The organism is Streptomyces sp. NPDC049954, assembly GCF_040656295.1.
In the GTDB taxonomy this organism is placed as follows: domain Bacteria; phylum Actinomycetota; class Actinomycetes; order Streptomycetales; family Streptomycetaceae; genus Streptomyces.
Map to the genome: position 1 here is coordinate 454664 of NZ_JBFALS010000006.1, position 15505 is coordinate 470168.

Annotated in this window: 13 protein-coding genes and 2 pseudogenes; 10 read left to right on the plus strand and 5 right to left on the minus strand. The window is 71.8% G+C overall.

Annotated elements, in window-relative coordinates; genetic code table 11:
- Positions 1–31 precede the first annotated feature (31 nt).
- Together AB0J21_RS16475 and AB0J21_RS16480 are read left to right on the plus strand one after the other, a co-directional pair.
- Positions 32–1870 carry an AMP-binding protein gene (locus AB0J21_RS16475; protein ID WP_363146639.1) on the plus strand — a complete coding sequence of 613 codons (1839 nt, stop codon included), beginning with the start codon at positions 32–34 and terminating at the stop codon, positions 1868–1870.
- Positions 1867–3549 (plus strand): AMP-binding protein, encoded by a 1683-nt coding sequence (locus AB0J21_RS16480; protein ID WP_363146640.1) that lies wholly within the window; start codon positions 1867–1869, stop codon positions 3547–3549. Before AB0J21_RS16475 ends, AB0J21_RS16480 begins: the two co-directional genes overlap by 4 nt.
- Before the next feature lie 46 nt (positions 3550–3595).
- On the opposite strand, the gene AB0J21_RS16485 is transcribed toward AB0J21_RS16480, so the two are convergent.
- Positions 3596–4564 carry a M28 family metallopeptidase gene (locus tag AB0J21_RS16485; RefSeq protein ID WP_363146641.1) on the minus strand — a complete coding sequence of 323 codons (969 nt, stop codon included), beginning with the start codon at positions 4562–4564 and terminating at the stop codon, positions 3596–3598.
- Positions 4565–4801: 237 nt separating this feature from the next.
- Here AB0J21_RS16485 and AB0J21_RS16490 point away from each other — a divergent pair, with 237 nt between their 5' ends.
- The 7 genes and pseudogenes from AB0J21_RS16490 (at position 4802) to AB0J21_RS16520 (ending at position 13240) form a co-directional block, all read left to right on the plus strand.
- A complete protein-coding gene (locus AB0J21_RS16490; RefSeq protein WP_363146642.1) occupies positions 4802–6406 on the plus strand; it encodes an adenosine deaminase in 1605 nt (534 codons plus the stop codon).
- A 300-nt stretch (positions 6407–6706) separates the two neighbouring features.
- Positions 6707–7501, plus strand: coding sequence for an ABC transporter ATP-binding protein (locus AB0J21_RS16495; RefSeq protein WP_363146739.1), 795 nt, complete (start codon positions 6707–6709; stop codon positions 7499–7501).
- An 8-nt stretch (positions 7502–7509) separates the two neighbouring features.
- On the plus strand, positions 7510–8484 hold the full coding sequence (locus tag AB0J21_RS16500; RefSeq protein ID WP_363146643.1) for an iron-siderophore ABC transporter substrate-binding protein: 975 nt from the start codon (positions 7510–7512) through the stop codon (positions 8482–8484).
- Between the two features lie 2 nt (positions 8485–8486).
- A complete protein-coding gene (locus AB0J21_RS16505) occupies positions 8487–10631 on the plus strand; it encodes an iron ABC transporter permease (protein WP_363146644.1) in 2145 nt (714 codons plus the stop codon).
- Between the two features lie 276 nt (positions 10632–10907).
- Complete coding sequence (locus tag AB0J21_RS16510; protein ID WP_363146645.1) at positions 10908–11216, plus strand: hypothetical protein; 309 nt, start codon at positions 10908–10910, stop codon at positions 11214–11216.
- Positions 11217–11782: 566 nt separating this feature from the next.
- A pseudogene (locus AB0J21_RS16515) lies at positions 11783–12493 on the plus strand (alpha/beta fold hydrolase); the annotation flags it as partial.
- Between the two features lie 33 nt (positions 12494–12526).
- Positions 12527–13240, plus strand: a complete 714-nt coding sequence (locus AB0J21_RS16520; RefSeq protein ID WP_363146646.1) for an alpha/beta hydrolase — start codon at positions 12527–12529, stop codon at positions 13238–13240.
- A 192-nt stretch (positions 13241–13432) separates the two neighbouring features.
- On the opposite strand, the pseudogene AB0J21_RS16525 reads toward AB0J21_RS16520, so the two are convergent.
- Positions 13433–13635 (minus strand): annotated as a pseudogene (locus AB0J21_RS16525) (IS5/IS1182 family transposase); the annotation flags it as partial.
- A gap of 54 nt (positions 13636–13689) precedes the next feature.
- Between AB0J21_RS16525 and AB0J21_RS16530 the strand changes: the two are divergent.
- Positions 13690–14256, plus strand: coding sequence for a GNAT family N-acetyltransferase (locus AB0J21_RS16530; protein WP_363146647.1), 567 nt, complete (start codon positions 13690–13692; stop codon positions 14254–14256).
- Between the two features lie 24 nt (positions 14257–14280).
- Here AB0J21_RS16530 and AB0J21_RS16535 read toward each other — a convergent pair whose 3' ends face one another.
- From AB0J21_RS16535 to AB0J21_RS16545, 3 genes are all read right to left on the minus strand, one after another.
- Positions 14281–14817 carry a helix-turn-helix domain-containing protein gene (locus AB0J21_RS16535; protein ID WP_363146648.1) on the minus strand — a complete coding sequence of 179 codons (537 nt, stop codon included), beginning with the start codon at positions 14815–14817 and terminating at the stop codon, positions 14281–14283.
- Between the two features lie 6 nt (positions 14818–14823).
- Positions 14824–15201, minus strand: a complete 378-nt coding sequence (locus AB0J21_RS16540; RefSeq protein ID WP_363146649.1) for a hypothetical protein — start codon at positions 15199–15201, stop codon at positions 14824–14826.
- 84 nt (positions 15202–15285) lie between these two features.
- Positions 15286–15456 (minus strand): helix-turn-helix domain-containing protein, encoded by a 171-nt coding sequence (locus tag AB0J21_RS16545; protein ID WP_363146650.1) that lies wholly within the window; start codon positions 15454–15456, stop codon positions 15286–15288.
- Positions 15457–15505 lie beyond the last annotated feature (49 nt).

Sequence of the window (15505 nt, forward strand, 5' to 3'; positions counted from 1 at the left end):
GTGGGGAGAGGTCTGGCAACCAGGAGGACACATGACGGCAACGCCCCCCGAAGGACACGCGGACCGGGACGCCGCGCCCCGAGGCGAGGCGGCCGGACCCGGCGGCGACGCGCGGGCTCCGGGGGCGCCCGGCTCGGCGGCGCCCGCGCCCGGGGCACCTGCCTCCGACGCGTCCCCGACCGGCGCCCCCGCTTCCCAGGAGCCCTCGGCCACCCGCGAGTTCCGGGCCGCGCGCGACTTCCTCGTGGCGCACCGCGAGGACTACCGCACCGCCTACGACACCTTCCGCTGGCCGCGCCCCGAACTGTTCAACTGGGCCCTCGACTGGTTCGACCGGATCGCCGAGGGCAACGACCGCACCGCCCTGCACATCGTGGAGGAGGACGGCGGCAGCGTCGAGATCTCCTACGCCGAGATGTCCCGCCGCTCCTCCCGGGCCGCCAACTGGCTGCGCGGGCACGGTGTCGGGCCCGGCGACCGCATCCTCATGATGCTCGGCAACCAGGCCGAGCTGTGGGAGCTGATGCTCGCCGCGATGAAGCTGCGCGCCGTCGTCATCCCCGCCACGCCCCTGCTCGGCGCCCTCGACCTGCGCGACCGGGTGGACCGCGGCGAGGCCCGGCACGTCATCGTCCGCTCCGAGGACACCGCGAAGTTCGAGGAGGTGCCCGGCGACTACACCCGGATCGCGGTCGGCGCGCCCCGCCCCGACTGGCTCTCCCACGCCGACGCGGCCGACGCCCCCGCCGCCTTCACCCCGGACGGGCCGACCCGCTGCGACGAGACGCTCATGCTGTACTTCACGTCCGGCACGACGGCCCGGCCCAAGCTGGTCGAGCACACCCATCTCTCGTATCCGGTCGGCCACTTGTCCACCATGTACTGGATCGGGCTGCGCCCGGGCGACGTGCACCTCAACATCTCCTCGCCGGGCTGGGCCAAGCACGCCTGGTCCAACTTCTTCGCCCCGTGGAACGCCGAGGCGACCGTCTTCCTCTTCAACTACACACGGTTCGACGCGGGCCGCCTCATGACCGAGATGGACCGCGCGGGCGTCACGAGCTTCTGCGCCCCGCCCACCGTGTGGCGCATGCTGATCCAGGCCGACCTGAGCGCGCTGCGCACCCCGCCGCGTTCCGTGGTCGCGGCGGGCGAGCCGCTGAACCCCGAGGTCATCGAGCACGTCAAGCGGGCCTGGGGCGTGACCATCCGGGACGGGTTCGGGCAGACCGAGACCTCGGTCGCCGTGGCCAACACCCCGGGGCAGCCCGTCAAGTCCGGCTCGATGGGCCGCCCGAGCCCCGGATTCGTCATCGAACTGCTCGACCCCGTCACCGGGGAGCCGGGCGCAGCCGAGGGCGAGATCAGCCTCGACCTGTCCGCGCGGCCGGCGGGCCTCATGAACGGCTACCACGGCGACCAGGAACGCACCTCCGCCGCGACCGCGGGCGGCTTCTACCGCACCGGCGACATCGGCGCGCGCGACGCCGAGGGCTACCTGACGTACATCGGCCGCGCCGACGACGTGTTCAAGGCCAGTGACTACAAGATCAGCCCGTTCGAGCTGGAGAGCGCGCTGCTGGAGCACCCGGCCGTCGCCGAGGCCGCCGTCGTGCCCGCCCCCGACTCCCTGCGTCTCAACGTCCCGAAGGCGTACGTCGTCCTCGCCGAGGGCTGGGAGCCGGGCGCCGACACCGCGAAGCTGCTGTTCGAGCACTCCCGCGCGGTCCTCGCCCCCTACAAGCGGCTGCGCAGGTTGGAGTTCGGCCCGCTGCCCAAGACGGTCTCCGGGAAGATCCGCCGGATCGAGCTGCGCGAGGCGACCGCCGCCGGTTCGGACGCCGAGTACCGCGAGGAGGACTACCGATGAGCGCCCCCACCGCGGCCGAGGCCACGGCGCGCCCCGCGCTGTCCTACGCGCACGGCACCGCCCGGACGCCACTGCTGGGCGACACCATCGGCGCCGATCTGGCCCGCGTGGTAAGGGAGTTCCCCGCACATGATGCCCTCGTGGACGTGCCCTCCGGGCGGCGCTGGACCTACGCCGAGTTCGGCGCGGCCGTCGGGGAACTGGCGCGCGGGCTGCTCGCCCGGGGGGTCATGAAGGGCGACCGGATCGGTGTCTGGGCCGTCAACTGCCCCGAATGGGTGCTGCTCCAGTATGCGAGCGCCCGCGTCGGCGCGATCCTCGTCAACATCAACCCGGCCTATCGCGCGCATGAACTGGCCCACGTGCTGCGGCAGTCCGGCACCGGGCTGCTCGTCGCCTCGACCGGGCACAAGGGCACCGACTATCGCGCGCTCGCCGAGGAGGTGCGTACGGAGTGCTCCGCACTGCGCGAGGTGGTGTACATCGGTGAGCCCTCCTGGGACGCGCTGACCGCCGCCGGGGCGGGGGTGCCCGAGGACGAACTCGCCGCCAGGGAAGCCACCCTGTCCTGCGACGACCCGGTGAACATCCAGTACACCTCGGGCACCACCGGCTTCCCGAAGGGGGCCACGCTCTCCCACCACAACATCCTCAACAACGGGTACTGGGTGGGGGAGACGGTCGGCTACACCGAGGCCGACCGGGTGTGTCTGCCGGTGCCCTTCTACCACTGTTTCGGCATGGTCATGGGAAACCTCGGGGCCACTTCGCACGGCGCCTGCGTGGTGATTCCCGCGCCCTCCTTCGACGCGCGGGCCACGCTGGAGGCCGTCGTCCAGGAGCGCTGCACCTCCCTGTACGGGGTGCCCACGATGTTCATCGCGGAGCTGAACCTGCCCGGCTTCGCCTCCTACGACCTGTCGACGCTGCGCACCGGCATCATGGCCGGCTCGCCGTGCCCCGTGGAGGTCATGAAGCGGGTGGTCGCCGAGATGCACATGGCGGAGGTGTCCATCTGCTACGGCATGACGGAGACCTCCCCGGTCTCGGTGCAGACCCGGAGCGACGACGACCTCGAACGCCGTACCGCGACGGTCGGCCGGGTGCTGCCGCACATCGAGGTCAAGGTGGTCGACCCGGTGAGCGGGGTGACCCTCCCGCGCGGCGGCACGGGTGAACTGTGCACGCGGGGCTACTCGGTCATGCTCGGCTACTGGGAGGAGCCCGAGCGCACCGCAGAGGCGATCGACGCGGGCCGCTGGATGCACACCGGGGACCTCGCGGTGATGCGGGAGGACGGATACGTCGAGATCGTCGGCCGGATCAAGGACATGGTGATCCGGGGCGGGGAGAACATCTACCCCCGGGAGATCGAGGAGTTCCTGTACGCCCACCCGAAGATCGCCGACGTGCAGGTCGTCGGCGTCCCCCACGAGCGGTACGGGGAGGAGGTCCTGGCCTGTGTCGTCCCGCGCGATCCGCGGGACCCGCCGGTCCTCGCCGAACTCCAGGACTTCTGCCGCGACCGGCTCGCCCACTACAAGATCCCGAGCCTGCTGCGGGTGCTCGACTCCTTCCCGATGACGGTCTCGGGAAAGGTCCGCAAGATCGAACTGCGCGAGCGGTACGGGGCGCGGGGCACCGCCGCGACCTCGGCGGGGGAGCCCGGGGTGCCGTAGCCGCGGGTGCGGGCGCCCGGGGCGTCCGCACCCGCACCGCCCCGTCTCAGCCCGCGAGGTTCCACACGGCGTAGGCGACGGCGTCGCTGTGCCGGTCGAGTGCCGTGTCGTCGATGTTGGTGAGCGTGTCGCAGGAGCGGTGGTAGCAGGCGTCGAAGGCCTTGCCCGCCGTTCCGCCCCACTGGGCGGCCTGTTGGGCGGTCTTGATGTAGTCGGCCCCGCTGAACAGGCCGCCCACGGGTATGCCCGCGTTCTTGAACGGGGCGTGGTCGGAGCGGCCGTCGCCCTCCGTCTCCGGCTCGGTCACGATGCCGAGGCCGGTGAAGTACTGCTGGAAGGTCTTCTCGATGGCCGGGTCGTCGTCGTAGACGAAGTAGCCGGGGTTCGGGGAGCCGACCATGTCGAAGTTCAGGTAGCCGGAGATCGTGGAGCGCTGGGCGGTCGTCAGTTTGCTGACGTAGTTCTTGGAGCCGACCATGCCCAGTTCCTCGGCGCCCCACCACGCGAACCGCAGGTGCTTGGCGGGGTGGAAGCCGGTGCGGGCCACGGCGAGCGCGGTCTCCAGTACGGCCGCGGAGCCGGAGCCGTTGTCGTTGATGCCGGGGCCCGCGGTGACCGAGTCGAGGTGGGCCCCGGTCAGCAGGACCTTCCCGGTGTCGCCGCCCGGCCAGTCGGCGATCAGGTTGTAGCCGGTCGCCCCGCCCGAGGTGAACTGCTGGACGGTCGTGGTGAATCCGGCCGCGTCCAGCCTGCCCTTGAGGAGGTCGAGCGAGGCGCGGTAGCCGGCCCGGCCGTGGGCGCGGTTGCCGCCGTTGGCGGTCGCGATGTCCTGGAGGGCCTTGAGGTCGGCCTTCACGTCGGCGACCGCGATGTCGGGGGCGGCGGCGACCGCTTCGGCCGAGGCGCCCGCCTGGGCGGCCGGTCCCAGCAGGAGGGCGAGGACTCCGCCCAGCGCGGCGAGCGGGAGGGCGGCCCGGCGCGGGGACTTCGGGGGACGAGTGGTGTTCCGGCGCATGGGGACTCCGGTGGCGTGGGGAGTGGGACGGGACACGGCATCGTCCGCGTGTTGTCGGTGTTCGGTCAAGGGTGGACTTTCGGTCAACCCGTCTGACCGAAAGCGGAGTTGAGGGCCGTGTGCCCATGGGTCCGGAGTGAGGGCCTGGTGGCCCGCGGGTGGCTTTTCTCGGCCAACCGGGTGATCTTCTGCCGAAGTGGGCGGTAAGGGGCGGTGACTGCCGCTGATCATGGGCGCGTGAATTCTCAACTCCCCCGCACCGCGGGCCCCGGACGCCGGGGCCTGTCCCTCGCCGCCGGCCTGCTCTCGCTGTCCGCCTTGCTCGTCCCTGCCCCTGCCGCCCACGCCGCCCACGCCGCCGACGGCGGCGCGCGCGGGGCGACGGCGGCGGAGAGGGGCGCGAGCGCCTACCTCGACGCCGTCCGGGACGAACCCCGCTCGCTCAGCCGCTTCTTCGCCGCCCTGCCGAAGGGGGGCGACCTGCACAACCACCTGTCCGGAGCCGTCTCCACGGAGTACCTCGTCGAACTGGCCGCCGAGGACGGGCTGTGCATCGACACGGCGACGTACACGGCCCTCGCGGCGCCGTGCGGGCCCGGCACCCGGCCGGCCGCAGAGGCGCGGACGGACAAGGGGTTCCGGGACCGTATCGTGCGGTCCTGGTCGATGCAGGACTTCCCGGCCGACGGCAACGGGCACGACCACTTCTTCGACACCTTCGGCAAGTTCGGCGAGGTCACCTCGCGTCATCGCGGGAAGCTGCTCGCCAACGTCGCCGACACCGTCGTCGCGCAGAACCAGTTCTACCTGGAGACCCTCGTCACCCCCGCCTCGGACGGCGCGAAGAAGCTCGCCGCCGAGGTCGGCTGGGACCAGGACCTCGCGGCGCTGCACCGCAAGCTCACCGCGGCGGGCCGCCTCGACCGGCTCGTGACCGAGGCGGGCCGGGAGTCGGACGAGGCCGACGCCGAGTTCCGCGCCGTCGAGCACTGCGGCAGCGCGCAGGCCCGCCCCGCCTGCGGGCTGACGGTGCGCTGGGTCGCCCAGGTCTCGCGCGGCAGCGCCCCGGAGCGCGTCTTCACGCAGATGGCGCTCGGCATGCGGCTGGCCGAACGCGACCACCGTTTCGTCGCCGTCAACCTCGTGCAGCCCGAGGACGGCGAGCGGGCGCTGGCCGACTACAGCCTCCAGATGCGGATGCTCCACTATCTGCGCGGTGTGTACCCGAAGGCCCATGTCACGCTGCACGCGGGCGAGTTGTGGCCCGGCCTCGTCAAGCCGGAGGACCTCTCCTTCCACATCAAGGAGGCCGTGAACGTCGCCGGGGCCGAGCGGATCGGGCACGGGGTGGACCTCGTCCACGAGGACGGCTGGCGGCGCACCGCGCGCACCATGGCCGCCCGGGAGATCGCCGTCGAGGTGCCCTTCAGCAGCAACGCGCAGATCCTCGGCGTCAAGGGGGACGACCATCCCTTCGCGACCTACCGGCGTTTCGGGGTCCCCGTCGTGCTCGCCACCGACGACCCGGGTGTCTCGCGCATCGACATCGGTCACGAGTACGCCTACGCCCACCGGACCTACGGCCTCGGCTACCCCGAGCTGAAGGACCTCGCCCGCGCCTCCCTGGAGTACGCCTTCCTGCCCGGCGCCAGTCTGTGGGCCGGCAACCCCACCCGGCAGGGATGGACACCGGTCGCCGCGTGCCGCGGAGCGCTGCCCGGGGTCTCGGAGCCGGGGCCCAGGTGTCGCGACCTGCTGGCCGCCAGCGCGAAGGCCACCGTCGAATGGCGCCAGGAGGCGGCCTTCCACCGTTTCGAGACGAGGTACGGCACCCACCGCTGACCCGCCCGTCCCTCACCGAACAGCAGGCCGCCGGTCCCTCCGTGGGACCGGCGGCCCGCGCCGTTTCGCGCCGCGCAGGGGCGCTCATACCCGGCCGTTTCGGCCGAAAAAGTCGATCGCGAGGCTGGATTCCCCTATTAACTTAGGTTAGGTTAACCTCAGCTCGTGATCGTGACTGCACTCGACCGAGAAGACGGCCCGGAGCGGCGGGCCCTGCCTGTGACCGCTGCCGCCGGGCACCTGGCGCAGGGCTGCGGGCCCGAGGCCGCCGAGCCCGCGACGGGCCTCGACGCGCGCGGCATGACGGTGGCTTACGACGGCACCGACGTCGTGCACGAGGCCGACCTGCGCCTGCCGCGCGGCAAGGTCACCGCGCTCATCGGTCCCAACGGCAGCGGCAAGTCCACCCTGCTGCGCTCGATAGCCCGGCTGCACCGGGCCCGCACCGGCAGCGTCACGGTGTCCGCCGAGGACACCGGGGAGGTCGACGCGCTCGCCCTCTCCCGCACCGAGTTCGCCCGCAGGATCACGCTGCTCGCACAGAGCCGTACCGCGCCCGCCGGGCTCAGCGTCCGCGAGGTGGTCGGCTTCGGCCGCCACCCCTACCGGCACCGGTTCCGCGGCACCGACCCCGAGGGCCCCCGCCTGGTCGAGCACGCCCTGTCCGTCACGGACACCACCGAACTCGCCGACCGGGGCGTCGAGAACCTGTCCGGAGGCCAGTTGCAGCGCGTCTGGTTCGCCTGCTGCCTCGCCCAGGACACCGACGTCCTCCTGCTCGACGAGCCCACCACCTACCTGGACCTGCGCTACCAGGTCGAGATCCTCGACCTGGTCCGCGACCTGGCCGACACGCACGGCGTGACCGTCGGGGTCGTCCTGCACGACCTCGACCAGGCCGCCGCCGTCGCCGACCGGGTCGTCCTGCTGAAGTCCGGCCGCGTCGTCGCCGCCGGCACCCCCGCCGAGGTGTACGAGGCCCAGCGGCTCACCGACACCTACGGCATCCGTATCGAGGTCGCCCACGACCCCGCCACCGACATCCCCCGCACCCGTGCGGTGGGCAGACACCACCTCCGCACCGAAAGGCCCTGAAGACCCTCATGAACAGCAAGCGTTTGGCCTGGCCCGTGATCGCCGTCGCCTCGGCGGTCGCGCTCGCCGCCTGCGGCAGCACCGAGGCGCCGAAGGAGGAGTCGAAGGCCGGCTCCTCGCTCACGGTCACCGACGCCACGGGCAAGAAGGTGAAGCTCGACGGCCCCGCCAAGCGGGTGGTGGGCACCGAGTGGAACGTCGTCGAGTCGCTCGTCACGCTGGGCGTCGACCCGGTGGGCGTCGCCGACGTCAAGGGCTACACCGCGTGGGACAAGGCGGCCCCGCTGCGCGGCGGCGCCAAGGACATCGGCACCCGCGGCGAGCCCAGCCTCGGCACCGTCGCCTCCCTCAAGCCGGACCTGATCGTCGCCACCACCGACCTGTCCGACTCGGCCGTCAAGCAGCTGTCCAAGGTCGCCCCCGTCCTGGTCACGAAGGCCGCCGACGCGAGCCGGCAGATCGACCAGATGCTCGACACCATGGACCTCATAGCCAAGGCCACCGGCAAGGAGAAGGAGGCCGAGGCGGAGACCGCGTCCTTCCACGAGGCGATCGAGGACGGCCGCGAGAAGCTCGACAAGGCCGGGCTCAAGGGCCAGAAGCTCGCCTTCGCGGACGGCTGGAAGGAGGGCAACCAGGTCTCGGTGCGCCCCTTCGCCAAGGGCTCGCTGCTCTCCGACCTCAACACCGAACTCGGCCTGGTCGACCCGTGGACGGTCAAGGGCGACAAGGCGTACGGCCTCGGCTCGACCGATGTCGAGGGCCTCACCAAGATCGGTGACGCCCGCTTCGCGTACATCTTCAACTCCGTCGACGGCAAGGACCCCTTCGCCGACGGGCTCAAGGACAACGCCGTGTGGAAGTCGCTGCCCTTCGTGAAGAAGAAGCAGGTCTACCGACTGCCCGACGGCGTCTGGATGTTCGGCGGCACCGCCGCCGCCAAGGACTACGTCGACGCGCTCGTGGACGCGCTGACCGACTGAACATGAGCACCCCGACCCGCACCCCCCGGCCCGCCCCCGCGACCGGCACGGCGACCCCCCGGCGGGCCCCGGACGCCACCACCCCGGTGGTGCCCGGGCCGCGCCGCGGCGGCCGCCTGACCCTGCTCGCCGTCACCGCCCTCCTCGTGCTGCTCGCCCTGTCCGTCGTGCACATCAGCCAGGGCACGGCACCGGTCAGCCTGCACACCCTGTGGCGCACGATCGTCACCCTCGGATCGGACCGGGACGGCTCCGACCAGGCCGGGGCGGTGCTGGTCGCCTCCCGCCTGCCCCGGCTGTGCGCGGGGCTCCTCGTCGGCTGCGCCCTCGGCGCGGCCGGCGCGGCCCTCCAGTCGGTGTCGCGCAACGTACTGGCCTCGCCGGACACGCTCGCCGTCAACGCGGGCGCCTACCTCGCGGTCGTCGCCTTCGCCGCCTTCGGCGTCTCGCTGCCCGCGCTGCCCGCCGGGGGCACCGCCTTCCTCGGCGGGCTGATCGCCGCCGCCGTCGTCCTCGGCCTGTCGCGGGCCGGTTCGGGCGCGATCCGCCTCGTCCTCGCCGGCTCCGCGCTGACCCTCGCGTTCAGCGGGCTGAGCCAGATGCTGCTGCTCCTGCGCTCGCAGGAGACCACCGGGCTCTTCGCCTGGGGCAACGGCAGCCTCGCGCAGTCCGGGATGAGCGGCGTCGCACGGCTCGCGCCGGTCGCCGTCGTCGTCCTGCTCGCCCTCGTCGCCCTCGGCCGGCGGCTCGACATCCTCGCGCTCGGCGACGACGGCGCCGCAGCGGTCGGCGTCAACCCGCGCGTCACGCGCGGTATCGCCGTCGTCCTCGCCGTGCTGCTCTCCGCCGTCGCCGTCACCGTCGCCGGGCCCATCGGCTTCGTCGGCCTGTGCGCCCCGGCCGTCGTCCGGCTCCTGGGCGGCTGGGCGCCCGGACTGCTGCGCCACCGCGTCTTCGTCCCGGCCTCCGCGCTCGCCGGTGTCCTCGTCCTGCTCGGCGCGGACGTCCTGATGCGCGCGCTGTTCGGCGCGCAGAGCGGGGCGGCGGTCCCGACCGGCATCGTCACCTCCGTGTTCGGTGCCGTCGTCCTCGTCCTCCTCGCCCACCGCTCCCGCGACGCGGGCGACACCGGCGGCTCCACGGCCTTCGCGAAGCTGCGGGGCCGCCGCGCGTACGTCGTGACGCTCGTCGTCGTGAGTGTCGCGCTGGTCGCCGCCGTGATCGCCGCGACCCTGCTCGGGGACGCGACGCTGCGCCTGGGCGACGTCGGCTACTGGCTCAGCGGCCGGTCCGGCCAGTTCGTGACGTACCTGCTCGACACCCGCGTGCCCCGGGTCGCCGCTGCCCTCCTGGCCGGCGCGGCGCTCGCCGTCGCGGGCACCGTCGTGCAGGCCGTGTCCCGCAACCCGCTCGCCGAACCCGCCATCCTCGGCGTCGTCGGCGGCGCGGGCGTCGGCGCCGTCGTCACGATCACCGCCGTACCGCTCGCCAGCTTCTGGTTCGTCAACGGCGCGGCCCTCGCCGGGGCCGGGGCGGCGGCCGTACTCGTCTTCGGACTGGCCGCCCGGCACGGACTGGAGCAGAACCGGCTGGTCCTCATCGGCATCGGTGTCTCCACCGGCACCTCGGCCTTCGTGAGCCTGCTCATCACCCTCACCGACCCGTTCAACAGCACCAAGGCGCTCACGTGGATGTCCGGTTCGACCTACGGTCGCAGTTTCCCCGAGGTCGTCCCGGTGCTCGTCGTCCTGGCTGTGGCGCTGCCGCTGCTGGTGTTCAGGCGCCGCGAACTCGACCTCATCGGCCTGGACCCCGACACCCCGCGGCTGCTCGGCATCCGGCTCGGCACGACCCGCCTCCTGCTGCTGACCCTCGCGGTCCTGCTGACGGCGTCCTCGGTCGCGGCGGTCGGCGTGATCGGCTTCGTCGGCCTCGTCGCCCCGCACGCCGCGCGCGCCCTCGTCGGGCAGCGCCACTCCCGCGTACTGCCGGTCTCCGCGCTCCTGGGCGCGCTCCTCGTGGTCGTCGCCGACCTGATCGGCCGGGCCGTCATCGCGCCCGCGCAGATCCCGGTCGGCCTCGTCACCGCCGTGATCGGCGCGCCCTACTTCATGTGGCTGCTGTGGAAGTCGCGCCGGGAGGGATGAGCGGGGCGGGCGCCGAGCGACGTCACGAAGCCGACGGGGATTGACCTCAAGCGGGGTTGAGCTTCTAAGGGCTGTCCCGCAATTCCTGGTGGATCAGCGCACGGCGTCAGATGCGGTGCATCGCAAGGCGGAGAAGCGCCCGCATACTGGATGTATTCGGGCGTTTCGACAACGCGGCGAGGTGCCGTAGCTGTCGTCGTGCGCCCGCCAGGAATTGCGGGACAGCCCTTAGGTTCGGCTGAGCAGACGTCGACGGCGTACCGAGGAGGAACGGCCATGCAAACGCTGGTGCTGGGAAGAACGCCCGCCAGAGTGTCGCAGGTGCTGGCCACGCTGCGCGCGGACGGCTTCGAGGCGCAGGGGGCGAGCACCGACGAGGAGGCCCGCACGCTGCTCGCGGCAGAGAGGTTCGGGGTGCTGGTCATCGGCGGGGGAGTGGAGCCGGACAGCCGCACGGCCATCAAGGAGTTCGCGGCGCGGCACGGGGTGCGACGGGTGATCGACGGTGCCCTGACCGCGCCGTTCGACGCCTATGTGCGGCGGGAGTTCGAGCCGCTGATCCGGGAGGCCGCCTCCTCGGAGTGACGGACACGGGCAGGCCCCGGTGATCATGGAGTTGCGACGCTCCCGCCCGGTGCCACGAGCGTCGCGGCACTGCCGTTGATGCCCTCTTCGGCCCCGCCGACACGATCGTCACCGTGCGCGGCCCGATCCGGCGGTCCTGGACAACGCACCGCTGGGACGAACGCCCCAGCCGCCGGCCGTGATCCCCCGGCGTCGCGTCGGCTCACTTCGGCAGATCGGCGGCGAGGAAGGGAGCGAGGAGCGCGAACAACGCGCAACGGCGTCGTCCTCGACGTCGACGGCGGTATGACCCGCGCCTGACCGCACCCCGCCCCGTCCCACCGGGCAGCCCCCGGCCCCCGGCGACGATCCGGGCTCCGGGAGTCCGCCCCGTTCCACGCCTGTACCAAGGAGGATGGTCAGGCCGTTCGCAGCCTCGGGCCCGCACCACGTCTGGTGGGAGGCCGCTGGAGACGGGCCTCCCGTCGTTCTCGTCAACGGGCTCAGCTCCCCGTCCGCCGTGTGGTTCCGTCTGGTGCCCATGCTCAGCGGTCGGCACCGGGTCCTGACGCTGGACAACCTGGGCACCGGACGTACCCGCGTCGCGGGGCTCCTTCACCATGGACACGCTCGCCGGGGCTGTCGCCGACGTTCTCGACGCGGCGCAAGCGAGCAGCGCTCACGTGCTCGGCATGTCCATGGGCGGCCTCATCGCCCAGCAGTTCGCGCTCACCCGTCCGGAACTCGTCTCCAGCCTGACTCTGGTCTCCACTCATGCGGGCTCGCCTCACATGACGCAGGACCAGGCCGGCCTGGAGGCGATCAGCCGGGCCGGGACGATGCCTCCCACGGAGCGCACCGCTCACCTCGCCGCCCTGACCTACGCCCGCGCGACCCCCGCCGAGCAGGAGGCCGACCTCGGTGTCCGCGCCCAGCACGACACCTCGGAGGAGGGCTACAACCAGCAACTCGCCGCCACCGTCGGCTGGGAGCGTCTCGAAGAGCTGCGCACCCTCGCGTGTCCCACCCTCGTTCTCCACGGCGCGCAGGACCGGCTCGTCTCCGTCGCCAATGCCCGTCAACTGGCCGAGCGCATTCCCCGGTCGCGGCTGAACGTGCTCGAAGAGTGCGGGCACCAGGTCTTGAGCGACCAGCCGGTGACCGGCGCCCTCGCCCTTCTCGACTTCTTCGCCGAGGCTAGGCGGAGGCCGAGGCGGAGGCCGCCACCTGATCCGTGCCTCCGGCCGGGCCCCCGGCCGCACGGCCGGCCCAGGGCGTGTACCGAAAGTATTTTCTGAGAGATCGTCGGGCTGCCCCGCTACGGTGCGGGCATGGTGAATTTCGTGCTGGTTGCAGGTGCACGGCTGGGGGCGTGGGCGTGGGGCGAGGTGGTGCCGTATCTGCGTGCGGCCGGCCACGGCGTCTGTCCGTTGACGCTGTCCGGTCTTGCTGACAAGCGGGGTGTACCTGCGGGGCAAGCGACACACGTCCAGGACATCGTTGCCGAGGTGGAACGCCGGGGTCTGCGTGACGTGGTCCTGGTGGGTCACAGCTACTCGGGCATCCCGGTCGGTCAGGCCGCGGAGCGGATCGGTGACCGACTGGCCCGCGTGGTGTTCGTCGACTCAAGTGTTCCGACTGACGGCAAGTCGTTTGTCTCCGCCTGGCCGGACGGCGGGGCGGCAGTGGAGGCGTCAATCGCCGAGAGCGGAGGGTTCTGGCCGCTCGCCCCAGCCGCTCATTACGACGGCGAAGGTCTCACCGATGAGCAGATCGCACGCCTCGTGCGTGGCTCGACGCCTCACCCAGGTGCCACGCTGACCGAGCCCGCTGTGCTGGCGGGGCCGCTCGGTGAACTTCCGGCGACATACATCCTGTGCGTGATGCCAGGGGCCGAGCCAGACGGCGCCGAGCCCGACGAGGATGTGGCCGAGCTGCTGAACAGCAAGCGCTGGCGGCTGGTCAAGATGGCCACCGGCCATTGGCCGATGTTCTCCCAGCCGCGCGAGCTGGCGCAGATTCTCCTCAATGCTGCCGTGGAGTGAGAGCACCTCCATGCCTGCGGGCCGGTGTTGGACGCGCTTGATGTGTGCTGGTCACAGCCATGCGCCGATGGCCGCCAAGGGGTGCCCCGTAAATGATCTTCGGGTTGCCTCGGGCATGGTTGATTGCCGTGCTGCCCGCTGAACTATCCGGCGAGGGCGAGGTTGTGCAGGCGGGCGATGTCGAGCATGGCGCTGCCGCGTGGTCAGGTTCGTTCGCCCGTAGGCTGCGACCAACAGTGCCCGGTTCTCCAGCGGAAGGCTCCGCGGCCGGCCCTTGCGGACCGTGTCCGCACTCTGGCGCCGCAGCGCCGTCACCAGCTTCCGAAGGCGCGCGGGCTGAGCCCGGTGAACGGGGCTGTCCAGGACGGCTCCGACGCCGTGATCACACCAGCCACATCAAGATCATCTCCTGTGGCGGGGGAGCTCTGGACGACGTCCTGTGGAATCCGATGGTGCTGCACGACGCCGGCGTGAAGAATCGGCGGATGCATGAAGTGAAGCTGTCCGACGGGAGCATCACTCTGTCGCCGCTGCGCCTGGACGATGTGGAGGCGCACCTCACGGGGGAGGACGAGCTGCTTGTCCGCTGGCTCAACGGCGGCCCCGGCACGCGCGAGGGCGTCGAAGCGTACTTCCGGCACTGCCGCGAACAGTGGGACACGGCCGGGCCTCTCCGCGCGTTCGGCATCCGGGTGGGCGCCACCGGCGAGGCACTCGCGGGGACGATCGACTTGCGGTTCGCAGGAGAGGGCTTGGCCCCCGGCCAGGTGAACGTCGCCTACGGCCTCTATTCGTCCTGGCGGGGCCGCGGCCTGGCTACCCGCGCGGTCCTCCTGGCGTCCCAGTACGCGGCAAGTGAGGGCGGTGCGGAGGCGGTGATCCAGGTGGACCCAGAGAATTCCGCATCCGCCGCAGTCGCGCGGCGGGCAGGATTCGCCCCCGGCAAGCAGTCGTACAGCAAGGACGGCACACGGTTTGACTGGTACGTCCGAGACCTGCGCGTCGCTCCCCGGTGATGCCCAGCAATCACGGGACAACCCTTAGGCAGCCGCAGTCGTCCCCAGGGCCGCCCGGGCGATACGGAACAGCGTCTCCTCCAACTCGGGAAGACGGCGCAGACGCGGCACGCGTACCGCGTGGTTGATCGCCATGACGGCCATGTTGACGCGTACCCGGGCCGCCGTCTCCTCTTGCTGGGAGCGGCCGGAATACAGCAGGGCCGACCATTCACGCAGGTAGTCGGCCTGCGCCTGACGGAAGCGTTCCCGGTCCTGTTCGGCGAACTGACCGAGGTCCCCGATGAGTACGGAGGCCATGCCGTGCTCGACGGCCAGGACCAGATAGGAGCAAACCAGCCCGTCGAGGGCCTCTTGGCCGCTGCGAGCGTGGGTGAAGACGCGGGTCGTCTCCGTCCACAGCCACTCGTTGCCGCGGTCGAGGACTGCGGCCAGCAGCTCCTGCTTGCCCTCGAAGTGGCTGTACACGCTCGGACCGGCGATTCCGGCCGCTTCCCCGATGTCCTCTACGGTGACGGAGGCCGCGCCCCGTTCGGTGATCAACCGGGCCGCCGCCCCCACGATCGACTACCGCCGGGGCCGCATCGTCACCCGCCCGGTGAACGTGGCGGCAGCGGACGCCTCTCCCCGCGTGGTGGGCGGCGTGGTGTCGCAGATGCGCCGGACGGCCTCGTACAACAACGCGACGAAGCGCCTCGGCGACAGGTGGAGGCTGTGAAACGAGACGCTCGCCAGAGCCGCCAGCGCACTGGACGCCAACAGATCGGCCTGCGGCTCTTCCAGCGAGGGACGCTTCGCACGCAGACGCTCTCGCAACAACTCCTGGAGCCCGGTGAACTCCTCGTGCAGTTCCTCGCGTACTTCCGAGGACGCGTACCCGGCCTCGCGCAGCCACAGCACTCCGGCGGCCCGGTTGTCCAGGGCCGCCGCGGCGAGTTCCCGCATCAGCGCATAGAAGTCGCCCGGTGTTTCGAGCGCCGCGCGGGCCGGTGCGAGGCTCTGCCTGGCGGCTGCCGCGAACAGCTCGTCCTAGCCGCGGAAGTGGCGGTACAGCGAAGAGGGCTGGACGTTGACCGCACGGGCGATGTCCGCCATCGACACGCCCGCGTAGCCGACTTCGGAGAACAGCCTGGTGGCCGCCTCGATGATCAGGAGACGCCGCTTGGCCGGCCGCGTCCCGGCGGGCGGGACGTTACTCACTACCGGCGTGTCCACATCGGCTCTCGGTCGGGGCCGCACCGCGCGGGGC